Genomic DNA, 18,631 nt, shown 5'->3' on the forward strand with positions numbered 1-18,631 from the left:
GTCGCAAGCTCAGCGAACTGACCGGATCTCCCGCGGCAACGCGAACACCAGGGTCTCCTGCGCGGTCGTGACCGGCTGCACCACGTCGAAGCCGCACTCGGCCAGCCGCGTTAGCACGCCCTCGACCAGGACCTCGGGAACCGACGCCCCGGAGGTGACGCCCACCGTGGTGACGCCGTCGAGCCAGGACGGGTCGATGTCGTCGGCCCAGTCCACCAGGTGCGCGGCCGCGGCCCCGCCACCCAAGGCGACCTCGACCAGCCGCACCGAGTTCGAGGAGTTGCGGGACCCGACGACGATCACCAGCTCGCACTCGGGTGCCATCGCCTTGACCGCCACCTGGCGGTTCTGGGTCGCGTAGCAGATGTCGTCGCTGGGCGGATCCTGCAGCTTGGGGAATCGTTGCCGCAGCCGCTCGACGATTTCCATGGTCTCGTCGACCGACAGCGTGGTCTGTGAGAGCCACACCACCTTGTTCTCGTCACGCACGGTCACGTTGTCGACGGCGGCGACCCCGTCGACCAGCTGCACGTGGTCGGGCGCCTCCCCCGCGGTCCCGATGACCTCCTCGTGGCCCTCGTGGCCGATCAGCAGGATGTCGTAGTCGTTGCGCGCGAAACGCCTGGCCTCGTTGTGCACCTTGGTCACCAGCGGGCAGGTGGCGTCGATGGTGTGCAGGTTCCGGTCGGCGGCCGCGGCGTGCACCGTGGGCGCGACGCCGTGCGCGGAAAACACCACGATGGCCCCCTCGGGAACCTCGTCGGTCTCCTCGACGAACACCGCGCCGGCCTTTTCCAGGGTGGTGACCACGTGGCGGTTGTGCACGATCTCATGACGCACGTAGACCGGCGGCCCGTGCTTTTCCAGTGCGCGTTCCACGGTCTCCACGGCCCGGTCGACGCCCGCGCAGTAACCACGCGGTTCGGCCAGGAGCACACGCTTGCGGACTGGGTCGCCGGCTACCGAACGCGCTGGTCCTCCCACAAGGCCGGGAATCCCCATGTCGATAGTCGGCGGCATGACGTCCAGGGTACTTACCGCGGACACGGGCTTGCCAGCTCGCGCCGCTGGGCTTGGAGTTAGCCGCCGCTTAGGGCAATCTTGGACCCATGGGCACTGCACCGTATGGAGTTCGGCTGCTGGTCGGCGCGGCAACAGTCGCGGTCGAAGAGACCATCAGGCTGCCGAAAACCATCCTGATGTACCCGATGACACTGGCCAGCCAGGCAGCGCACATCGTGATGCGCTTCCAACAGAACCTTGCCGAGCTGGCTATCAAGGGCGACAGCACCCTCGAATCGATCTTCCCGCCCAAGGACGAGAAGCCGGAATGGGCGACCTTCGACGAGGACATCGATGACGCGGCCGACGGGGCGTACGGCGCATTGCAGGACGGCGGCGAAGGCGAGCGCAGGGCCGAGGGCCGGTTCGCCCTGTACTCGGTGGCCGACGCGCACGAGGACGCCAGCGCCCTGACCCGCCCGGCCCGGCAATCTAAGAAGCCGGCGGCCGGCGCCTCGGTTCCGCAACCGGAAGTGGTCACCGAGCTGGACTACACGTCGCTGACGCTGGCGCAGCTGCGGGCGCGCCTGCAGTCGCTGAGCATCGACGAGCTCGAAGCCCTGCTGGCCTACGAGCAGGCCACCAAGGGCCGGGCACCGTTCCAGACGCTGCTCGCCAACAGGATCACCCGCGCGAACGCGAAGTGACCCCGGCCGTTACCTCCGAACCGAACTCCGCCGAGAATCCGTTTCCGGTGCGCGCGGTGGCCATCCGGGTCGCGGGCTGGATCGACAAGCTGGGCACCGTCTGGGTCGAGGGTCAGCTGGCCCAGATTTCGATGCGCCAGGATTCCAAAACCGTGTTCATGGTGCTGCGTGACCCGGCCGCCGACATGTCGCTGACCGTGACCTGCCCGCGCGATCTGGTGCTGAACGCGCCGGTGAAGCTGGCCGAGGGCACGCAGGTGGTGGTGCGCGGCAAGCCATCGTTTTACACGGGCCGGGGCACATTCTCGTTGCGGCTGTCCGAGATTCGCGCCGTCGGGGTGGGTGAGCTGCTGGCCCGCATCGATCGGCTGCGCCGGCTGCTGGATGCCGAAGGCCTCTTCGATCCCCGGCTCAAGCGTCCGATCCCCTTCCTGCCCAACATGATTGGACTGATCACCGGGCGGGCCAGCGCCGCCGAACGCGACGTCACCACCGTGGCAGCCGCACGCTGGCCCGGGGTGCGCTTCGCGGTCCGTAACACCGCCGTGCAGGGACCCAACGCGGTCGCCCAGATCGTCGAGGCGCTGGGCGAACTCGACCGCGACGCCGATGTCGACGTCATCGTGCTCGCCCGCGGCGGCGGCAGCGTCGAGGACCTGTTGCCGTTCTCCGACGAGACGCTGTGCCGCGCCATCGCGGCCTCCCGCACCCCGGTGATCAGTGCGGTCGGCCACGAACCCGACAACCCGCTGTGCGATCTGGTCGCGGATCTGCGCGCGGCCACCCCCACCGACGCCGCGAAGAAGGTGGTCCCCGACACCGCCGCCGAGCTGCGGCTGCTCGACGACCTGCGCCGGCGCAGCGCGCAGGCATTGCGCAACTGGGTGACCCGCGAGCAACGGGCCCTGGCCCAGATCCGCAGCCGCCCGGTGCTGGCCGAGCCGCTGGCGGCGCTGACGGCGCGCGCCGAGGAGGTGCACCGCGCCCGGTCGGCGATGCGCCGCGACATCACCCGCCTCGCCGCCACCGAGACCGAGCGGGTCGGCCACCTGCGCGCGCGGCTGGCCACGTTGGGGCCGGCGGCCACACTGGCCCGCGGTTACGCCGTGGTGCAGGCCATCGGGCCGACGAACCAGGTGCTCCGGTCGGTCGACGACGCGCCGGCGGGCACCCGACTGCGGGTGCGGGTGGCCGACGGCGCCGTGGCCGCAGTGAGCGAAGGACCCTCCGATGGCGCGTAGAAACGACGGCGGGGACGACGCCGCCGTCCCTCAGGAGAGCAAATCCATTACACCTATTAGTCACCTGGCCTATGAAGCCTGCCGGGACGAACTGATCGAAGTCGTGCGGGTGCTCGAGCAGGGCGGCCTGGACCTAGATGAATCGCTGAAGCTCTGGGAAAGGGGCGAGCAACTGGCTAAACGGTGCGAGGAGCACTTAGCTGGCGCCCGCAAGAGGATCGAGGATGCGCTCGCGGCGGGCGAGCCTGAGGATGCCTGAATCCGGCGACATCGGGGGGCGTGGATGAAAACCCTTTTACGAACTGGAACACGTTTCAGTTATGCTTTGGGCCATGGGTGATCCATCGCTGACGGCCGAACTCGGCCGTGTCCTGGTCACCGGGGGCTCCGGATTCGTCGGCGCCAACCTGGTGTCCACCTTGCTCGACCGCGGGCATTTCGTGCGTTCCTTCGACCGTGCGCCCTCGCCGCTGCCGGCGCATCCGCAGCTGGAGGTACTGCAGGGTGACATCACCGACACGGCCGTGTGCGCCCAGGCGGTCGACGGCATCGACACCGTCTTCCACACCGCGGCGATCATCGACCTGATGGGCGGTGCATCGGTGACCGACGAGTACCGGCAGCGCAGCTTCGGGGTCAACGTCGGCGGCACCGAGAACCTGGTCCGCGCCGGGCAGGCCGCCGGGGTGCAGCGCTTCGTCTACACCTCGTCCAACAGCGTCGTCATGGGCGGTCAGAACATCGCAGGCGGCGACGAGACGCTGCCCTACACCCACCGGTTCAATGACCTCTACACCGAGACCAAGGTGATCGCCGAGCGATTCGTGTTGGGGCAGAACGGTGTTGACGGACTGTTGACCTGTGCGATTCGCCCCAGCGGCATCTGGGGCCGGGGTGACCAGACGATGTTCCGCAAGCTGTTCGAAAGCGTGATCGCCGGCCACGTCAAGGTGCTGATCGGCCGCAAATCGGCCCGGTTGGACAACTCCTACGTGCACAACCTGATTCACGGTTTCATCCTGGCCGCCGAACACCTGACGCCCGGCGGCACCGCGCCCGGCCAGGCGTACTTCATCAACGACGCCGAGCCCATCAACATGTTCGAGTTCGCCAGGCCGGTGGTCGAGGCGTGCGGAGAGAAGTGGCCGCGGGTCCGGGTGAACGGGCCCATCGTGCGCGCGGCGATGACGGGGTGGCAGCGGCTGCATTTCCGATTCGGGATACCGGCGCCGCTGCTCGAGCCGCTCGCCGTCGAGCGGCTGTATCTGGACAACTTCTTTTCGATCGCCAAGGCGTCGCGCGACCTCGGTTACCAGCCCCTGTTCAACACCGAGCAGGCGCTGTCGGAATGCCTTTCGTACTACGTCGAGATGTTCGACCAGATGAAACGGCAAGCGTTGGCGGGCAAGGCATCCGCCTAGCGGAAGCTCACCATGTCGCTACCCCAGGCCGCGCGGATGTCGGCGTCCACGTCGTAAGCGACGGCGTCGCGGCGGCCGATGATCAGACACGCACGGTCACTCTCGGCATACGACGGCCACTCCGGGTCGCCGGCGGGGCCCGTGGGCGTGGCGTGCGCGGCGAAGTTGATCCAGCGGGTCCGCACCCGCTTGGACACCGCCTTGGCGGCCCTGGTGCCGCCCAGCTTCAGCGTGGGATCCTTGGGCGCGCCGAGATTGCCCCACACGAACGGCAATTCGGTAGCATGAGCGGCGCCGACCATCAGCAGCTTCAACAACGGGGTGGCGTAATCGAACCGGTATAGATACACCGGTGCCACGCGGGCGTGCCCCTCGGCGAGCCACACCGACGGCATCCGGAAACCGACGTCAGTCGCGATGCTCAAACTCCTTGCCCTGCGCCGCATTCGCGAATATGCCGAACCGATCTCCTGCTCGGTGGGCAACTGCAGATCGGGTTGTTCGGCGGCGATCTGGTTGAACATCGACGTGATCGCGCTCGGCGTGATGGGCATCAGCGGTGAGCGCATCAACCGGAAGAGCGCCGCCTCGTGCTTGTTGGTGCCGATGATCAACGGGACCGGATGTGAGCGGCCCTCCTGCGCCAGCTTGACCGGATAGTCGCTGACCACCTCGCCGTCGACGATCGGGACGAACGCCAGCGTTCCCGGGTTGCGCACCGGCACTTCGTCGAACACCTGTTGCGTCGCGGTCAGGATGGCCGCGATCGGGATGTCGATCAGCCGGCGGGATTCCGCCGGGGCGAGTCCCAGCCGGTCGAGGAACGCCCGGGCCACCCGGCCGGCTCGTTCGCGGTCGTACACCGAAGTGGCCGGCGAGCTTTGCGCGATCGCCCGGGCGAACAGACCCTCGGCCGCCGGGCTGGCCAGCAGCGTGGTGACCATCCCGGCCCCGGCGGACTCGCCGAACAGCGTGACCCGCCGCGGATCACCGCCGAAGGCGGCAATGTTGTTTCGCACCCATTCCAGCGCCGCCAGCGCGTCGCGCAGCCCGACGTTCGACTCGAAATGGCGCCCACCGGAATCGAACGACGACAGGTCGAGAAAGCCGAGCACCCCGACCCGGTAGTTCACGGTCACCACGACGACGTCGCCGTGGCTGACCAGCCTGCGGCCGTCGTACAGCGTCTGGCTGCTCGACCCCAGGACGTAGGCGCCGCCGTGCAGCCAGACCATCACCGGTTTGGCGTCACCTGGCTGGGTGTCAGACGATGCCCAGACGTTGAGCCGCAAGCAGTCCTCGCCCTGCGGGGCGCCCAGATCCAGTGGCATGTTGGGAAACACCGGTTGCGGGCAGGCCGGCCCGAACGCGGTGGCGTCCGCGACCTCGGTACTGCGCGCGGGCGGCTGCGGCGCGCGGAAACGCAAGTCGCCCACCGGCGCCGCCGCGTACCGAACGCCCTTCCACGCCTTGACGCCGTTTTCTTCGATGCCCCGGACCGGGCCGTAGCCGGTTTCGACCACCAGGTCGTCGTTAGCCATGCGCGTGCGAAATCTCCTGAATGAACCTAGAAAAGGCGTTGCGTGAGGAACTCGACAACTCGCTTACGGGCCTCGTAGGCGGGGTGGCCGTCGAGCTCGCGGACTTCATCGGTGAGCACCGAGTGCGCCATCTTGCCGAAGCCGTGCTGATTGGTGGGGCCCGAATCGATGTCGATCACCTCGAAGGCGTCGCCGAGGCGCTGCTTGAGCGTCGCGAACCGCTCACCGGGCGCCATCTTGTCCTCGCTGAACCGCAATCCCATGGCGCACAGGCCGTCGTTGGCGCACCGGTCGGCTACGGTGGCCAGCTCGGATTCGCTCAAGCCGGGGTCGCGGCGCCGCGCCGCTCCGAGCGGGAACGGGACCGACGGCTGCGACAGCACCGGCGCCAGCACGCTGTCGTCGACCGCGGCGGCCAGCGCGAAGCCGCCGGTGAAGCACTGGCCGATCACCCCGACGCCCTTGCCCGGCGTCGATGCGTTGAGGTCACGAGCCAGCGCACGCAGGAACGACGCCACCGGTCGCTGCTTGTTCAGCGCGAGCGCCGCGAATTCCCTTGCCACACAAGCACGTCCGATGGCGCCAAGGAGGTAACCTGGCGTTTTGGCCTTGCCCGGCTGGCCGAACAACGACGGCATCGCGACGGTGAACCCGTTGTCCACCAGGTGATTACCCAGGGCGAGCACTCCGGGATGGATCCCGGGGATTTCCGGAATCAACACCACCCCGGGGCCGGTGCCCTTGCGATAGACGTCATGGGTGTATCCGCCGGCGCTAAACGGTGCCGCCGACCATCCGGACAGATCAGCCTCTGGTGCAGTCACGTTGATGCGATCCCTCTGCTTGCGCTGGCGGATTAGCGGCTTGGCAAAGGCGGTTGCGATTGCGTCGCCGACGCCAGCGTACGGAACTGATCGGTGTTTCCGGCGCCGGTTATCGCAATTTGGGTGGCGCCGCCCGGGTCGCTGAGCCGGGTCGTCCATATCGGCTCGGCGTCTGCGCCGTTCTGACCGGTGCCCTGATAGACCACCCAACCGGTGCCGCCGACGTCCACGGTCCCCGTCGGGTAGGCCGACTGGTGAATCGAATTGACCAGCTTGTCCTCGTCGGCATTGCTCTGGGTCAGGCTCAGGTATAGCCCGGTCGGGGTGATGTACCCGACCTCCGAAACGGGCGCGTTCAGCCGTTGACCGCTCGCGGGGTCGGTCCGGCCGCCCGGGATGCCGCCGCGGTGGCCGGAGTTGGCCTGCCAGCCGGTGGGCAGCTGCGGCTGGCGGATGGGAAAGCCGAGCGCGGAGGCGTCCGCGCGCAGGGCCGCACCGGCGTCGTAGGACGGGACGGGGCCCTGGTGGTGGCCGAACTGGACCGAGCACATACCGAGCATGCCGGCCAGCACGATGCACCCGATGACCAGCGGTATCAGGGACCAGAACATGTCCCGGCCGTCCTGCAACAGCCGGGGTTTGGCCGGCCTGGGAGCGGGGCCCGCTGGCGGAGACGGCGCGCCGGAGGCGCTCCCATCACGCTGGGAATTCAGCGGCGGCTCCTCCGTCATCCCCCAAGTATCCCAGTTCCAGCGGACCGATCCGCTTCTGGGACAATTGGCAACCATGACAGTTGAGGGCGACCACTCGACCGCCGCCGCCGCCGGGGCCCCCGCGCAGGGCAGACCGCGCGGTGAGGCCCCAGACCGCAACCTGGCTCTGGAACTGGTACGCGTCACCGAGGCCGGGGCCATGGCCGCAGGTCGCTGGGTCGGCCGCGGCGACAAAGAGGGCGGTGACGGGGCAGCCGTCGACGCGATGCGTGAGCTGGTCAACACCGTGTCGATGCGCGGCGTCGTCGTCATCGGCGAGGGCGAAAAGGACCACGCGCCGATGCTCTACAACGGCGAGGAGGTCGGCAACGGCGACGGCGCGGAGTGCGACTTCGCCGTCGACCCGATCGACGGCACCACCCTGATGAGTAAGGGCATGCCCAACGCCATCTCCGTGTTGGCGGTGGCCGACCGCGGCGCGATGTTCGACCCGTCGGCGGTGTTCTACATGAACAAGATCGCCGTCGGGCCCGAGGCCGCGCACGTGCTCGACATCACCGCGCCGATCGCCGAGAACATCAAGGCCGTCGCCAAGGTCAAGGCGCTGTCGGTGCGCGACATGACCGTGTGCATCCTGGACCGGCCGCGGCACGCCCAGCTGATCCACGAGGTCCGGGCGACCGGAGCCCGCATCCGGCTGATCACCGACGGTGACGTGGCCGGCGCGATCTCGGCCTGCCGGCCCCATTCGGGCACCGACATGCTGGCCGGGATCGGCGGCACGCCGGAAGGCATCATCGCCGCCGCCGCCATCCGGTGCATGGGCGGCGCGATCCAGGCGCAGCTGGCTCCCACCGACGACGAGGAACGCCAGAAGGCCATCGACGCCGGCTACGACCTCGACCAGGTGCTGACGACCGAGGACCTGGTGTCCGGTGAGAACGTGTTCTTCTGCGCCACCGGGGTCACCAGCGGTGACCTGCTCAAGGGCGTCCAGTACTACCCCGGCGGGTGCACCACCCAGTCGATCGTCATGCGGTCGAAGTCGGGCACCGTCCGGATGATCGAGGCCTACCACCGGCTTTCGAAGCTCAACGAGTACTCCGCCATCGACTTCACCGGCGATAGCTCCGCCGCCTATCCCCTGCCCTGACCACCGATCGAACAACGAGGAAGACCCATCTATGGCCTTGAACGACTCTGATGACACCGAGTACCGCATCGAGCACGACACCATGGGCGAGGTCCGCGTACCCGCAAAAGCGTTGTGGCGTGCGCAAACTCAGCGCGCCGTCGAGAACTTTCCGATCTCGGGCCGCGGCCTGGAGCGCACCCAGATCCGCGCGCTGGGCTTGCTGAAGGGCGCGTGCGCGCAGGTCAACAAGGACCTGGGGCTGCTGGCGCCGGAGAAGGCCGACGCGATCATCGCCGCGGCCGGCGAAATCGCCGACGGGCAGCACGACGACCAGTTCCCCATCGACGTGTTCCAGACCGGTTCGGGCACCAGCTCCAACATGAACACCAACGAGGTGATCGCCAGCATCGCCGCCGCCAACGGTGTGACGGTGCACCCCAACGACGACGTCAACATGTCGCAGTCGTCGAACGACACATTCCCCACCGCCACCCACATCGCGGCCACCGAAGCCGCTGTGCGCCATCTGATTCCGGCGCTCGAGGTGCTGCATGACGCGCTGGCCGGCAAGGCCCGCGAGTGGCACACCGTGGTCAAGTCCGGCCGCACCCACCTGATGGACGCCGTCCCGGTGACGCTCGGCCAGGAATTCAGCGGCTACGCCCGCCAGATCGAGGCGGGCATCGAGCGGGTGCGCGCGACGCTGCCCCGGCTCGGTGAGCTGGCCATCGGCGGCACCGCGGTCGGTACCGGCCTGAACGCCCCCGACGGCTTCGGCGCCAAGGTGGTCGAGACGCTGGTCGCCTCCACCGGCCTGAGCGAATTGCGCACGGCCGCCAACTCGTTCGAGGCCCAGGCGGCGCGCGACGGGCTGGTCGAGGCGTCCGGCGCGCTGCGCACCATCGCGGTGTCACTGACCAAAATCGCCAACGACGTCCGCTGGATGGGGTCGGGCCCGCTGACCGGCCTGGCCGAGATTGCGCTGCCCGACCTGCAGCCGGGCAGTTCGATCATGCCTGGCAAGGTCAATCCCGTTCTGCCGGAAGCGGTTACCCAGGTTGCCGCGCAGGTGATCGGGAACGACGCCGCGGTGGCCGTCGGCGGCTTGTCCGGTGCCTTCGAGCTCAACGTCTACATCCCGATGATGGCCCGCAACATCCTGGAGTCCTTCAAGCTGCTGACCAACGTGTCGAAGCTGTTCGCCGAGCGTTGCATCGTCGGCCTGGCGGCCAACGTGGAGCACCTGCGCGAGCTGGCCGAGTCGTCGCCGTCGATCGTGACGCCGCTGAACTCGGCGATCGGATACGAGGAGGCCGCCGCGGTGGCCAAGCAGGCACTCAAGGAGCGCAAGACGATTCGCCAGACGGTGATCGATCGGGGCCTGATCGGCGAGAAGCTGTCCGAGGAAGAACTCGACCGGCGGCTCGACGTGCTGGCTATGGCCAAGGTCAAGCCCGAAGACTGAGCCACCCCGTCATCCGAGACGGCGGTGGTCGACGAGAGTAAGGGTGGTTTTCCATGACGGCTCCTCCCGGTGGCCCCTACGGCCAGGGGCCCTACGGAAGCAATCCATATGGGCAGGACCCGAATTGGGGCGCGCAGCCGCCGGCGGGCGGTCCCGGGCCCTACCCGCAAGGTGGTCCCGGCCCTTACCCGCAGGGCGGCCCCGGGCCCTATCCGCAGGGCGGTCCCTACGCCTACCCGCCGGGTGGCCCGTACCCGTATGCGCCGCCGGGTGGCCCCGCCTACCCGAACCAGCCGTATCCCCAACCCGGACAGCAGTTTCCGCCGGGAGGCCCCGGCGGCCCGTACCCCCCGGGGCCACCGCCGGGTGGGTCCGGGTCCAAGCTGCCGTGGTTGATCGTCGCCGGTCTGGTCGTACTCGCGGTGATCGCGCTGGTGGCGACGCTGTTGGTGATGCGGGGCGGTCACGACAACAAGCCGGCCGCCGCGCCCTCGACCACGAGCACGTCGGCCTCCCCGCCCAAGAACTCCGCCCAGAACGCGACGGATTGCACCCCGAACGTGTCGGGCGGCGAGATGCCCCGCACCGACTCGATCGCCGCCGGCAAGCTGTCCTTCCCGGCCAGCGCGGCGCCGGGCGGGTGGACGGTGTTCTCCGACGACCAGGGCCCGAACCTGATCGGCGGGCTGGGTGTCGCCCAGGACGTGCCCGGGGCCAATCAGTGGATGATGACGGCCGAGGTCGGCGTCACCAATTTCGTTGCCAGCATGGACCTTACGGCTCAGGCCACGAAGTTGATGCAATGCATCGTCGCCGGCCCCGGCTACGCCAACGCCCAGCCCACGCTCGGACCGACGAAGTCGTCGTCGATCACCGTGGACGGCACCAAGGCGGTCCGCGTCGACGCCGACGTCACGATCGCCGACCCCAGCCGCAACGTGAAGGGCGACTCCGTCACCATCATCGCCGTCGACACCAAGCCGGTGACCGTCTTCATCGGCAGCACCCCCATCGGTGACGCGGCTTCGGCGGGCCTCATCGGGAAGATCATTGCCGCGCTGAAGGTCTCGAAGTCCTGACGCGGGTCGGCTAGCCGGCGGAGCCCGTCGGCGCCGAGACGTGGGTGGCCTCGGACCGCCCGCGCAGGACCGTCGAATAGCACTCGGCCCACTGCGCGCGCTCGGCCTCCCCCGCGGCAGCGACGGCACCCGCCGAACACAGGATGCGCCGGTCGGAGGTTTTGGCGAGGTCCGCCAATCGCGCGGCCTCGTTGACGGCGTCGCCAATCACGGTGTACTCGTACCGGTTCTCGGCGCCGATGTTGCCGGCGAACACCCGCCCCGCGGAGACGCCGATGCCGAAATCGACCGGCAGCCGCCGCAGTTGAGACCCCAGCGCACGCGCGGTCGCCAACGCCGACGATGCCGGTTCGTTCGTCGGCAACGGCACGCCGAAGACGGCCAGCACGGCGTCGCCGGCGAACTTGTTGACCAGGCCGTGGTGTTCGTCGACGGCGTGCACCACGATCCGGAAGAAGTCGTTGAGCACCTCGGCGACCTCCTGCGGGGGGCGGCTTTCGGCGAGCTGGGTGGAACCCACCAGGTCAATGAAGAGCACCGCCGCTTCGACCACGTCGCCCGACAGGGAAGCCCCCTCGTTGAGGGCGCGCTGCGCGACGTCGGCCCCGACATGGCGTCCGAACAGGTCACGCAGCCGGTCCCGCTCGGCGAGACCGGCCACCATCCGGTTGAATCCGGTTTGCAGACGGCCGATTTGGGAACGTTCGTAGGCGCCGACGTAGGTTTCCATGCGGCCGTGCTCGACCTCGGCCATCGCGTCGACCACCTCGCCGACCGGATCCGAGATGGACCGCGAGGTCAAGATCATCGTCGGCAGCCCCAGCACCAGCGCCGCCAACGACACCACCAGAATCGGCACGTCCAACGACGCGGACTTCTCGATCAGCCATCCGTACGACCGAAAGACGACCAGCGCCGCGATCACGGCGATGGGGAACGCGCTGCACAGGAACCACAGCAGAACCAGCCGGGCGTACACGCTCGGCACCGCCAGCCGCGGCTCGGCGCCAAGCGTGGCGGCGCGCATGATGGGCCGCAGGGTGCGCTGCGCGAGCAGCATCCCGGTGCCGGCGGCCGCCGACCCGCCGAGCAGCACGCCGAGGCCGATGGGCAGCAGAAGCCGCGGCCCGCCACCGAGATTCAGCAGGATGAAGATGCCGCCGGTCAACGCCCAGGACGTCACCAGGATCGCCGACTGACGGCCGGCCAGCTTCATCACGGCTTCGCGTTGTTGCGGGGTGGGTTCGGCGCCCGCGACAAACCAGCGCACGGTGGGAGCCAGGCTCACGGCGCCGGCCACCGCGACACTGACGATGCCCAGCACGATGAGCAGGATCACCGGCGCAGTGTTCTGCCGCGCGAAGTCCGCGTTGGCGCCCACGGAAGTGTGGCCCCGCAACGGAATCAGGATGGCGGCCGCTTCGACGACGGCCAACGCGTAGGACAGGCTGAGATCGAACCCGTACTGAAACAGCCATCGCCTAAAGGACTTTCGCCCTCCGGCGGCCGGCCGCTGCGCCGTACCGCGCCATCGTCGCGGAAGCCGATCCCGAAGCCAGCCCACGGTGATCACCCTACAAACGTAGTCGCGGGCGACCCGAAATGTGTGCTAGGCACCGTTGTTCGGCCCGCCGGAGTTCTGCCCAGGGATGTCGGTGATCGGGAAGTTGGGCATCGGTTTGGGCGAGGGCGTGTTGGGCAGCGTGGGGATGTCGGCGGGCGGGATGTCGTGCAGACCGTTGACCGGTGGACCGTTTTCACGGCTGCCATAACTGCTGCCGGGCGCTCGCGGTCCCAGCAGGTCGCTGACCGTCACCATTCGGTACCCGTTGGCCCTGAGCACCGGGATGAACTGATACACCAGATCGACAGTGCTGGAATAGGTGCTGTGCAGCAACACCACCGAGCCCGGCTTGATGTAGGTCATCAGCATGTAGCGGGTCGCGGCCGTGTTCGAGTCGTTCGCCCAGTCGAAAGGGATGACATCCCAAAGGATTTCGGCCAGCCCGTATTGGCCGGCCGTCTGACGCACCACGGGGTCGGACAGCCCGCCCGCGGGGCGATACAGGTTTGGGGTGCGCCCGGTCGCGGCGGTGATCGCGTCGTTGGCCTTGGTGAACTGGGCGGCGATGTCCTCGCGCGGGATCGTGGTCATGTTGGGGTGTTCCCAGGTGTGGCTGCCGATCTCCATCCCGGCGTCGGCGATGCGCTTGGCGCCGGCCGGGTTGGCGGCCACCTTGTTGCCGATCAGAAAGAACGTCGCCTTGGCGTCGTTCTCCTTGAGGATCTGCAGCAGCCGCTCGTCGAACGGCCCCGGCCCGTCGTCGAAGGTCAGGGCGACGCATTTGACGACCGAGCAGCTGAGGTCGTCGGCGCGGGTCACGTGACCCGTGAGCCCCCCGATCACCAGCACCGCGACCGCGGCCGCCACGCCGACCACCGTGCGCCAGTAGCGCCAGGTGAGGGTGTCGGGTCGTTTCACCACCGTGGAAGTTTATCGAAGGCGGGCCCGCCCCGGATCGAGCGCGCTGGTCAGGCGCTCACTGCGGGCCCGCGATCTCCTCGAGCATCTCGGTGACCAGGGCGGCGATCGGCGATCGCTCACTGCGCAACAACGTGATGTGGGCGAACAGCGGATGGCCCTTGAGCTTCTCGATCACCGCGGCGACCCCGTCATGGCGGCCCACCCGCAGGTTGTCGCGCTGGGCGATGTCGTGGGTGAGCACCACCCGCGATCCGGTGCCCAGCCGCGACAGCACCGTCAGCAGGACGTTGCGCTCCAGCGATTGGGCCTCGTCGACGATGACGAAGGAGTCGTGCAGCGAGCGGCCGCGGATGTGGGTCAGCGGCAGCACCTCGAGCATGCCGCGCGACAGCACCTCCTCGAGCACCGCCGGGCTGGCCAGCCCCTCGAGGGTGTCGAAGACGGCCTGCGCCCACGGGCCCATCTTCTCGCTCTCGCTGCCCGGCAGATAGCCCAGCTCCTGACCCCCGACGGCATACAGCGGCCGGAACACCACCACCTTGCGCTGGGTCCGGCGCTCGAGCACCGCCTCCAGACCGGCGCACAGCGCGAGCGCCGACTTGCCGGTGCCGGCCTTGCCGCCCAGCGACACGATGCCCACCGACTCGTCGAGCAGCAGGTCGAGCGCCACGCGCTGTTCGGCCGAGCGCCCGCGCAGCCCGAACACCTCCCGGTCGCCGCGAACCAGCTGGACGCGTTTGTCGGCGTTGACCCGGCCCAGTGCATGCGAGCTGCCGCCGAGCAGCCGAACGCCGGTGTGGCAGGGCAGGTCTCGCGCTTCGGCCAGATCGATCTCGCCGTCGGTGAACAGCGCGTCGATGTCCTCGGTGGCCGTCTCGATCTCGCGCATGCCCGACCAGCCGGAGGCCACCACGTCTTGGGCGTGGTACTCGTCGGCGGCCAGGCCCACCGCGGCGGCCTTGACCCGAAGCGGAATGTCCTTGCTGACCAACGTGACTCGCTTGCCCTCGGCGGCCAGGTTCGCGGCGCAGCTGAGGATCCGGGAATCGTTGCTGTCATTGCGGAAGCCGCTGGGCAGCACCGTCGGGTCGGTGTGGTTGAGCTCGACGTGCAGCGTACCGCCTTGTGTCCCAATGGGAATGGGCTGATCTAGGCGACCGTGTTCCAGCCGGAGGTCGTCGAACAGCCGCAACGCCTGGCGCGCGAACCAGCCCAGCTCGTGGTGGTGGCGTTTGGCCTCCAGCTCGCTGATCACCACCAGCGGAACAACCACCTCGTGTTCGGCGAACCGGCTGCACGCCCAGGGGTCGGACAGCAGCACGGAAGTGTCGATCACGTAGGTCCGGATTTCGGTCACGTAGCGCTCCTCGAGCGGGATGAGCCCGCGCGGACCCGCACAGGCATGTCGACGGGAACCGCAGCACCAGGACCGGGGCCGGTCCTTCCGTTGTGGTGACGGGAGGTGCCGCCCTGGCAGCAGAGCTTGACGCTGACCATCGAGAACGACGCTACTCCCGTGGTCGTCCGCCCGCTGTGCAGGCGCGCCGACGTTGCGGAGCGCGACCACTCCCAGTGGGTGGTCGATGTGGTGAGGTGGGTGCGGGCCGGCCTAGCCGACGACGAATTGCCGCAGCTGGGGCTCGTCCGCGACTCCCCATGCGGCGATGCGGTCGGAGATCGCCTGGCGCAGCTGCTCCGGACCGAAAATGCCTGCCTCGTCGACGTTTCGCACCTTGTCCGCATATGCGTCGATGTCGGCGCCGGGCACCTGAAGGTCGGCCGCGCGGGCGGCGATCGCCGCGATGGTCTCGTCGCGGGTGTACTCGAGGCAGTGCGCGACGAGGTTGGAGAAGAACAGTTCGTGCCGGCGCTCGTCGCGGGCGATCCGGTCGACCAGGCCGGCCAGGATGGGCTCCTCGAGTTGCGCGGCCAGGTTCTCGCAGAACACGGCGTGGGTGCGTTCGACGAACGCCATGTGCACCAGGATCTCCACCTGCGAGTAGGTGTCGGCGCGGTAGCCCTTCATGACGTACTGGACGCGGGCCTCTTCGTTGGCGGTCGGGTCGACCTCGCGGGTCACCACCAGGTACTCGCGCAACGCGATGGCGTGCAGGTGCTCCTCGGCGGTCCACCGGCCCAGCCAGCGGCCCCAGTAGTCCTCGAGGATGAAGTGCTCGACCAGCTCGCGGTGGTGCGCGGCCAGGTTGTCCTTGAGCAGCAACATGATCTCGCAGGCGTCGGTCAACGGCCGCGGCAACGTCATCGACGACGGGTCCCAGTCGCGCCCACCGAGGAAGGCGAAGTTCTCGCCCCGTTCGAACGGCACGTAGTCGTGCGCGAACCAGAGTTCTTCGGTGGACAGGTGGCGGTCGATGTTCGCTTCGACGACCGGCTCGAGTTCCAGGGTCAGCGCGTTAGCGACAGGTCTTTCGGCCATGAGATAACTGTAACCCGCGTACACAGGTTCATGAAATCGGCCGGGTCGTGTCGCGCCAACCGGTGACTTAGGTCCTCAGGCCCGTCCCGCCGGGCACTCTAGAGCCCCTCCTACGGCGAAGCCTAGAGCGCGAGGCCCGGGTAGAGCGGGTTGGCGTCCAACAGTTCGGCCGCGGCCGCGCTGACCCGTTCGGCGGTGCCATCGGCCAGCGAGTACTTGGCCTTGGAGGTACCTTCCGGCTTCGTGTTGGCCAGAACATCGACGATCAGTTCGGCCACCCGGTCGAAGTCGGCCGGACCGAAGCCGCGGGTGGTCAGCGCCGGGCTGCCGAGCCGGATGCCACTGGTGTACCAGGCGCCGTTGGGGTCGGTGGGGATGGCGTTGCGGTTGGTGACGACGCCGGCGTCCAACAAGGCCGACTCGGCTTGACGTCCCGTAAGGCCGAACGATGTGACGTCGAGCAGCACGAGGTGGTTGTCGGTGCCCCCGGTGACCAGGTGGGCATCGCGCTTGAGGAAGCCGTCGGCCAGAGCTTGGGCGTTGTCTGCGATCCGCTGGGCATAGGCCTGGAAGGCCGGCTGCCGCGCCTCGGCGAGCGCGACGGCCTTGGCCGCCATCACGTGCGACAGTGGCCCGCCGAGCACCATCGGGCAGCCCTTGTCGACAGCGTCGGCGTACTCGGGTTGGCACAGGATGAGGCCGCCGCGGGGACCGCGCAGCGACTTGTGCGTCGTCGTGGTCGTGACATGGGCGTGGGGCACCGGATCCTCGTCGCCGGTGAACACCTTGCCCGCCACCAGGCCGGCGAAATGCGCCATGTCCACCATCAGGGTGGCGCCGACCTCGTCGGCGATCTCACGCATCGTCGCGAAACTGATGCGGCGCGGGTAAGCGGAGTAGCCGGCCACGATGATCAGCGGCTTGAACTCGCGCGCGGCGGCCGCAACGGCGTCGTAGTCGACGAACCCGGTGTCGGGGTCGGTGCCGTAGCTGCGCTGGTGGAACATCTTGCCGGAGATGTTGGGCCGGAAGCCGTGGGTGAGGTGGCCGCCGGCATCCAGCGACATGCCCAACAGGCGCTGGTTGCCCAACTTGTTGCGCAGTCTCTCCCATTCCGCCTCGGACAAGTCGTTGACGTGCTTGACGCCGGCATCGGCCAGGCCCGGCGCCTCGATCCGGGTGGCCAAGATCGCCCAGTACGCAACGAGGTTGGCGTCGATGCCCGAGTGCGGCTGCACGTAGGCGTGCGGCGACCCGAACAGCTCACGAGCGTGCTCGGCGGCGACGCTTTCCACGGTGTCGACGTTCTGACAGCCCGCGTAGAAGCGGTGTCCGATGGTGCCCTCAGCGTACTTGTCCGACAGCCAGGTGCCCATGGTCAGCAACACCGCGGGCGATGCGTAGTTCTCGCTGGCGATCAGCTTGAGCGAAGCACGTTGGTCGTCGAGCTCTTTGCGCGTCGCCGCGGCGATGCGCGGTTCGACGGACTCGACCACCTGCAGTGCGGCGCGGTAGGCAGCGCTCGCGGTGTCGGCGTATTCGGCGCCCGGCGACGTGGTCGAGGTGGCGGTGCGGGTCAAGTCGGCTGACATGAGAACGAGACTAGTCGGCCGATTAACCCCACAGCGAGGGCGCTCGGCGCTATCCGGCGTCGAGTTTTCGCCAGCCCAGCCGTCGGGCTTTTCGGCGCTGCTGTAACACTTGCACTATGCCGCGGCTTAGCGAGCCGAGCCCTTATGTGGAGTTCGACCGAAAGCAATGGCGTGCGCTTCGTATGTCGACGCCGCTGGCCCTCACCGAGGAGGAGTTGGTCGGCCTGCGCGGTCTGGGTGAGCAGATCGACTTGCTCGAAGTCGAAGAGGTCTACCTGCCGCTGGCCCGGCTCATTCACCTGCAGGTCGCGGCGCGGCAGCGATTGTTCGCCGCCACCGCCGAATTCCTCGGCGAACCGCAGCAAAACCCCGACCGGCCGGTGCCGTTCATCATCGGGGTGGCCGGCAGCGTGGCGGTCGGCAAGTCCACGACCGCCCGTGTGCTGCAGGCGCTGTTGGCGCGCTGGGACCACCACCCGCGGGTGGACCTGGTCACCACCGACGGCTTCCTGTACCCGAATGCCGAGCTGGAGCGGCGAAACCTGATGCACCGCAAGGGATTTCCGGAAAGCTACAACCGGCGGGCGCTGATGCGGTTCGTGACCTCGGTCAAATCCGGTTCGGATTACGCCTGCGCGCCGGTGTATTCGCACCTGAAATACGACATCATCCCGGGGGCCAAGCACGTGGTCCGCCACCCGGACATCCTGATCCTCGAGGGTCTCAACGTGCTGCAAACCGGTCCGACGCTGATGGTGTCGGACCTGTTCGACTTCGGCGTGTACGTCGACGCCCGGATCGAAGACATCGAGCAGTGGTACGTCTCGCGGTTCCTGGCCATGCGCAGCACCGCGTTCGCCGATCCCGAATCGCACTTCCACCACTACTCGGCGCTCAACGACACCAAGGCGGTGGCCGCGGCCCGCGAGATCTGGCGATCCATCAACCGCCCCAACCTCGTCGAGAACATCCTGCCGACCCGGCCGCGC

At 68.4% G+C, this 18,631-nt stretch carries 17 protein-coding genes; 8 read left to right on the forward strand and 9 right to left on the reverse strand.

Going from position 1 to position 18,631, the window contains the following annotated elements; translation table 11 throughout:
- Nucleotides 1–9 precede the first annotated feature (9 nt).
- Nucleotides 10–1,020 (reverse strand): 4-hydroxy-3-methylbut-2-enyl diphosphate reductase, encoded by a 1,011-nt coding sequence (locus tag A5622_RS23615; protein ID WP_066881555.1) that lies wholly within the window; start codon nucleotides 1,018–1,020, stop codon nucleotides 10–12.
- An 89-nt stretch (nucleotides 1,021–1,109) separates the two neighbouring features.
- Between A5622_RS23615 and A5622_RS23620 the strand changes: the two genes are divergently transcribed.
- The 4 genes from A5622_RS23620 to A5622_RS23635 all read left to right on the forward strand — a co-directional run bounded on the left by A5622_RS23620 (nucleotide 1,110) and on the right by A5622_RS23635 (nucleotide 4,371).
- Entirely contained in the window at nucleotides 1,110–1,709 is a 600-nt protein-coding gene (locus A5622_RS23620; RefSeq protein WP_066869116.1) for a lipid droplet-associated protein, read from the forward strand.
- Entirely contained in the window at nucleotides 1,706–2,950 is a 1,245-nt protein-coding gene (gene xseA, locus A5622_RS23625) for an exodeoxyribonuclease VII large subunit (protein WP_066881556.1), read from the forward strand. The genes A5622_RS23620 and xseA overlap by 4 nt, the downstream gene beginning before the upstream one ends.
- Complete coding sequence (locus A5622_RS23630) at nucleotides 2,940–3,209, forward strand: exodeoxyribonuclease VII small subunit (protein WP_066881557.1); 270 nt, start codon at nucleotides 2,940–2,942, stop codon at nucleotides 3,207–3,209. Before xseA ends, A5622_RS23630 begins: the two co-directional genes overlap by 11 nt.
- 61 nt (nucleotides 3,210–3,270) lie before the next feature.
- The gene (locus A5622_RS23635) at nucleotides 3,271–4,371 is read left to right on the forward strand and encodes an NAD-dependent epimerase/dehydratase family protein (protein WP_066881559.1); all 1,101 of its coding nucleotides are present in this window, start codon (nucleotides 3,271–3,273) and stop codon (nucleotides 4,369–4,371) included.
- On the opposite strand, the gene A5622_RS23640 is transcribed toward A5622_RS23635, so the two are convergent.
- Genes A5622_RS23640 through A5622_RS23650 form a run of 3 tightly spaced genes read right to left on the reverse strand, consistent with a single transcriptional unit; the run spans nucleotide 4,368 to nucleotide 7,467 of the window.
- Nucleotides 4,368–5,912 (reverse strand): carboxylesterase/lipase family protein, encoded by a 1,545-nt coding sequence (locus A5622_RS23640; RefSeq protein ID WP_066881560.1) that lies wholly within the window; start codon nucleotides 5,910–5,912, stop codon nucleotides 4,368–4,370. The genes A5622_RS23635 and A5622_RS23640 overlap by 4 nt on opposite strands.
- Nucleotides 5,913–5,938: 26 nt before the next feature.
- Nucleotides 5,939–6,736, reverse strand: a complete 798-nt coding sequence (locus tag A5622_RS23645) for a dienelactone hydrolase family protein (protein WP_066881561.1) — start codon at nucleotides 6,734–6,736, stop codon at nucleotides 5,939–5,941.
- A gap of 32 nt (nucleotides 6,737–6,768) precedes the next feature.
- On the reverse strand, nucleotides 6,769–7,467 hold the full coding sequence (locus tag A5622_RS23650) for a DUF4245 domain-containing protein (RefSeq protein ID WP_066881563.1): 699 nt from the start codon (nucleotides 7,465–7,467) through the stop codon (nucleotides 6,769–6,771).
- 55 nt (nucleotides 7,468–7,522) lie between these two features.
- Between A5622_RS23650 and glpX the strand changes: the two genes are divergently transcribed.
- The 3 genes from glpX to A5622_RS23665 are packed head-to-tail and all read left to right on the forward strand — an operon-like array spanning nucleotide 7,523 to nucleotide 11,128.
- Nucleotides 7,523–8,602 (forward strand): class II fructose-bisphosphatase, encoded by a 1,080-nt coding sequence (gene glpX, locus A5622_RS23655; protein WP_156753068.1) that lies wholly within the window; start codon nucleotides 7,523–7,525, stop codon nucleotides 8,600–8,602.
- A 31-nt stretch (nucleotides 8,603–8,633) separates the two neighbouring features.
- Nucleotides 8,634–10,049 carry a class II fumarate hydratase gene (locus tag A5622_RS23660; protein ID WP_066881564.1) on the forward strand — a complete coding sequence of 472 codons (1,416 nt, stop codon included), beginning with the start codon at nucleotides 8,634–8,636 and terminating at the stop codon, nucleotides 10,047–10,049.
- Between the two features lie 53 nt (nucleotides 10,050–10,102).
- Nucleotides 10,103–11,128 carry a hypothetical protein gene (locus tag A5622_RS23665; protein WP_066869142.1) on the forward strand — a complete coding sequence of 342 codons (1,026 nt, stop codon included), beginning with the start codon at nucleotides 10,103–10,105 and terminating at the stop codon, nucleotides 11,126–11,128.
- A 10-nt stretch (nucleotides 11,129–11,138) separates the two neighbouring features.
- On the opposite strand, the gene A5622_RS23670 is transcribed toward A5622_RS23665, so the two are convergent.
- The 5 genes from A5622_RS23670 to A5622_RS23690 all read right to left on the reverse strand — a co-directional run bounded on the left by A5622_RS23670 (nucleotide 11,139) and on the right by A5622_RS23690 (nucleotide 17,642).
- Nucleotides 11,139–12,602: an adenylate/guanylate cyclase domain-containing protein gene (locus A5622_RS23670; protein WP_066881574.1), complete on the reverse strand. Its 1,464-nt coding sequence runs from the start codon at nucleotides 12,600–12,602 to the stop codon at nucleotides 11,139–11,141.
- Between the two features lie 135 nt (nucleotides 12,603–12,737).
- Complete coding sequence (locus A5622_RS23675; protein ID WP_066881565.1) at nucleotides 12,738–13,613, reverse strand: polysaccharide deacetylase family protein; 876 nt, start codon at nucleotides 13,611–13,613, stop codon at nucleotides 12,738–12,740.
- 55 nt (nucleotides 13,614–13,668) lie between these two features.
- Nucleotides 13,669–14,970 (reverse strand): PhoH family protein, encoded by a 1,302-nt coding sequence (locus A5622_RS23680; RefSeq protein ID WP_066881567.1) that lies wholly within the window; start codon nucleotides 14,968–14,970, stop codon nucleotides 13,669–13,671.
- A gap of 252 nt (nucleotides 14,971–15,222) precedes the next feature.
- Nucleotides 15,223–16,050 (reverse strand): acyl-ACP desaturase, encoded by an 828-nt coding sequence (locus tag A5622_RS23685; protein ID WP_066869172.1) that lies wholly within the window; start codon nucleotides 16,048–16,050, stop codon nucleotides 15,223–15,225.
- Nucleotides 16,051–16,172: 122 nt separating this feature from the next.
- A complete protein-coding gene (locus tag A5622_RS23690; RefSeq protein WP_066881569.1) occupies nucleotides 16,173–17,642 on the reverse strand; it encodes a glycine hydroxymethyltransferase in 1,470 nt (489 codons plus the stop codon).
- Between the two features lie 116 nt (nucleotides 17,643–17,758).
- Between A5622_RS23690 and coaA the strand changes: the two genes are divergently transcribed.
- On the forward strand, nucleotides 17,759–18,631 hold an 873-nt coding region (gene coaA / locus A5622_RS23695), incomplete at its 3' end, for a type I pantothenate kinase (RefSeq protein ID WP_066881576.1).

It is taken from the genome of Mycobacterium sp. 1245801.1, assembly GCF_001673055.1.
GTDB classification, from domain to species: domain Bacteria; phylum Actinomycetota; class Actinomycetes; order Mycobacteriales; family Mycobacteriaceae; genus Mycobacterium; species Mycobacterium europaeum_A.

Bases quoted from the DNA above. Each gene is read 5' to 3' on its own strand.
- A5622_RS23615 (WP_066881555.1), bottom strand. From the start codon at position 1,020: ATGCCGCCGACTATCGACATGGGGATTCCCGGCCTTGTGGGAGGACCA.
- A5622_RS23620 (WP_066869116.1), top strand. From the start codon at position 1,110: ATGGGCACTGCACCGTATGGAGTTCGGCTGCTGGTCGGCGCGGCAACA.
- A5622_RS23630 (WP_066881557.1), top strand. From the start codon at position 2,940: ATGGCGCGTAGAAACGACGGCGGGGACGACGCCGCCGTCCCTCAGGAG.
- A5622_RS23635 (WP_066881559.1), top strand. From the start codon at position 3,271: ATGCTTTGGGCCATGGGTGATCCATCGCTGACGGCCGAACTCGGCCGT.
- A5622_RS23640 (WP_066881560.1), bottom strand. From the start codon at position 5,912: ATGGCTAACGACGACCTGGTGGTCGAAACCGGCTACGGCCCGGTCCGG.
- A5622_RS23650 (WP_066881563.1), bottom strand. From the start codon at position 7,467: ATGACGGAGGAGCCGCCGCTGAATTCCCAGCGTGATGGGAGCGCCTCC.
- glpX (WP_156753068.1), top strand. From the start codon at position 7,523: ATGACAGTTGAGGGCGACCACTCGACCGCCGCCGCCGCCGGGGCCCCC.
- A5622_RS23660 (WP_066881564.1), top strand. From the start codon at position 8,634: ATGGCCTTGAACGACTCTGATGACACCGAGTACCGCATCGAGCACGAC.
- A5622_RS23665 (WP_066869142.1), top strand. From the start codon at position 10,103: ATGACGGCTCCTCCCGGTGGCCCCTACGGCCAGGGGCCCTACGGAAGC.
- A5622_RS23685 (WP_066869172.1), bottom strand. From the start codon at position 16,050: ATGGCCGAAAGACCTGTCGCTAACGCGCTGACCCTGGAACTCGAGCCG.
- A5622_RS23690 (WP_066881569.1), bottom strand. From the start codon at position 17,642: ATGTCAGCCGACTTGACCCGCACCGCCACCTCGACCACGTCGCCGGGC.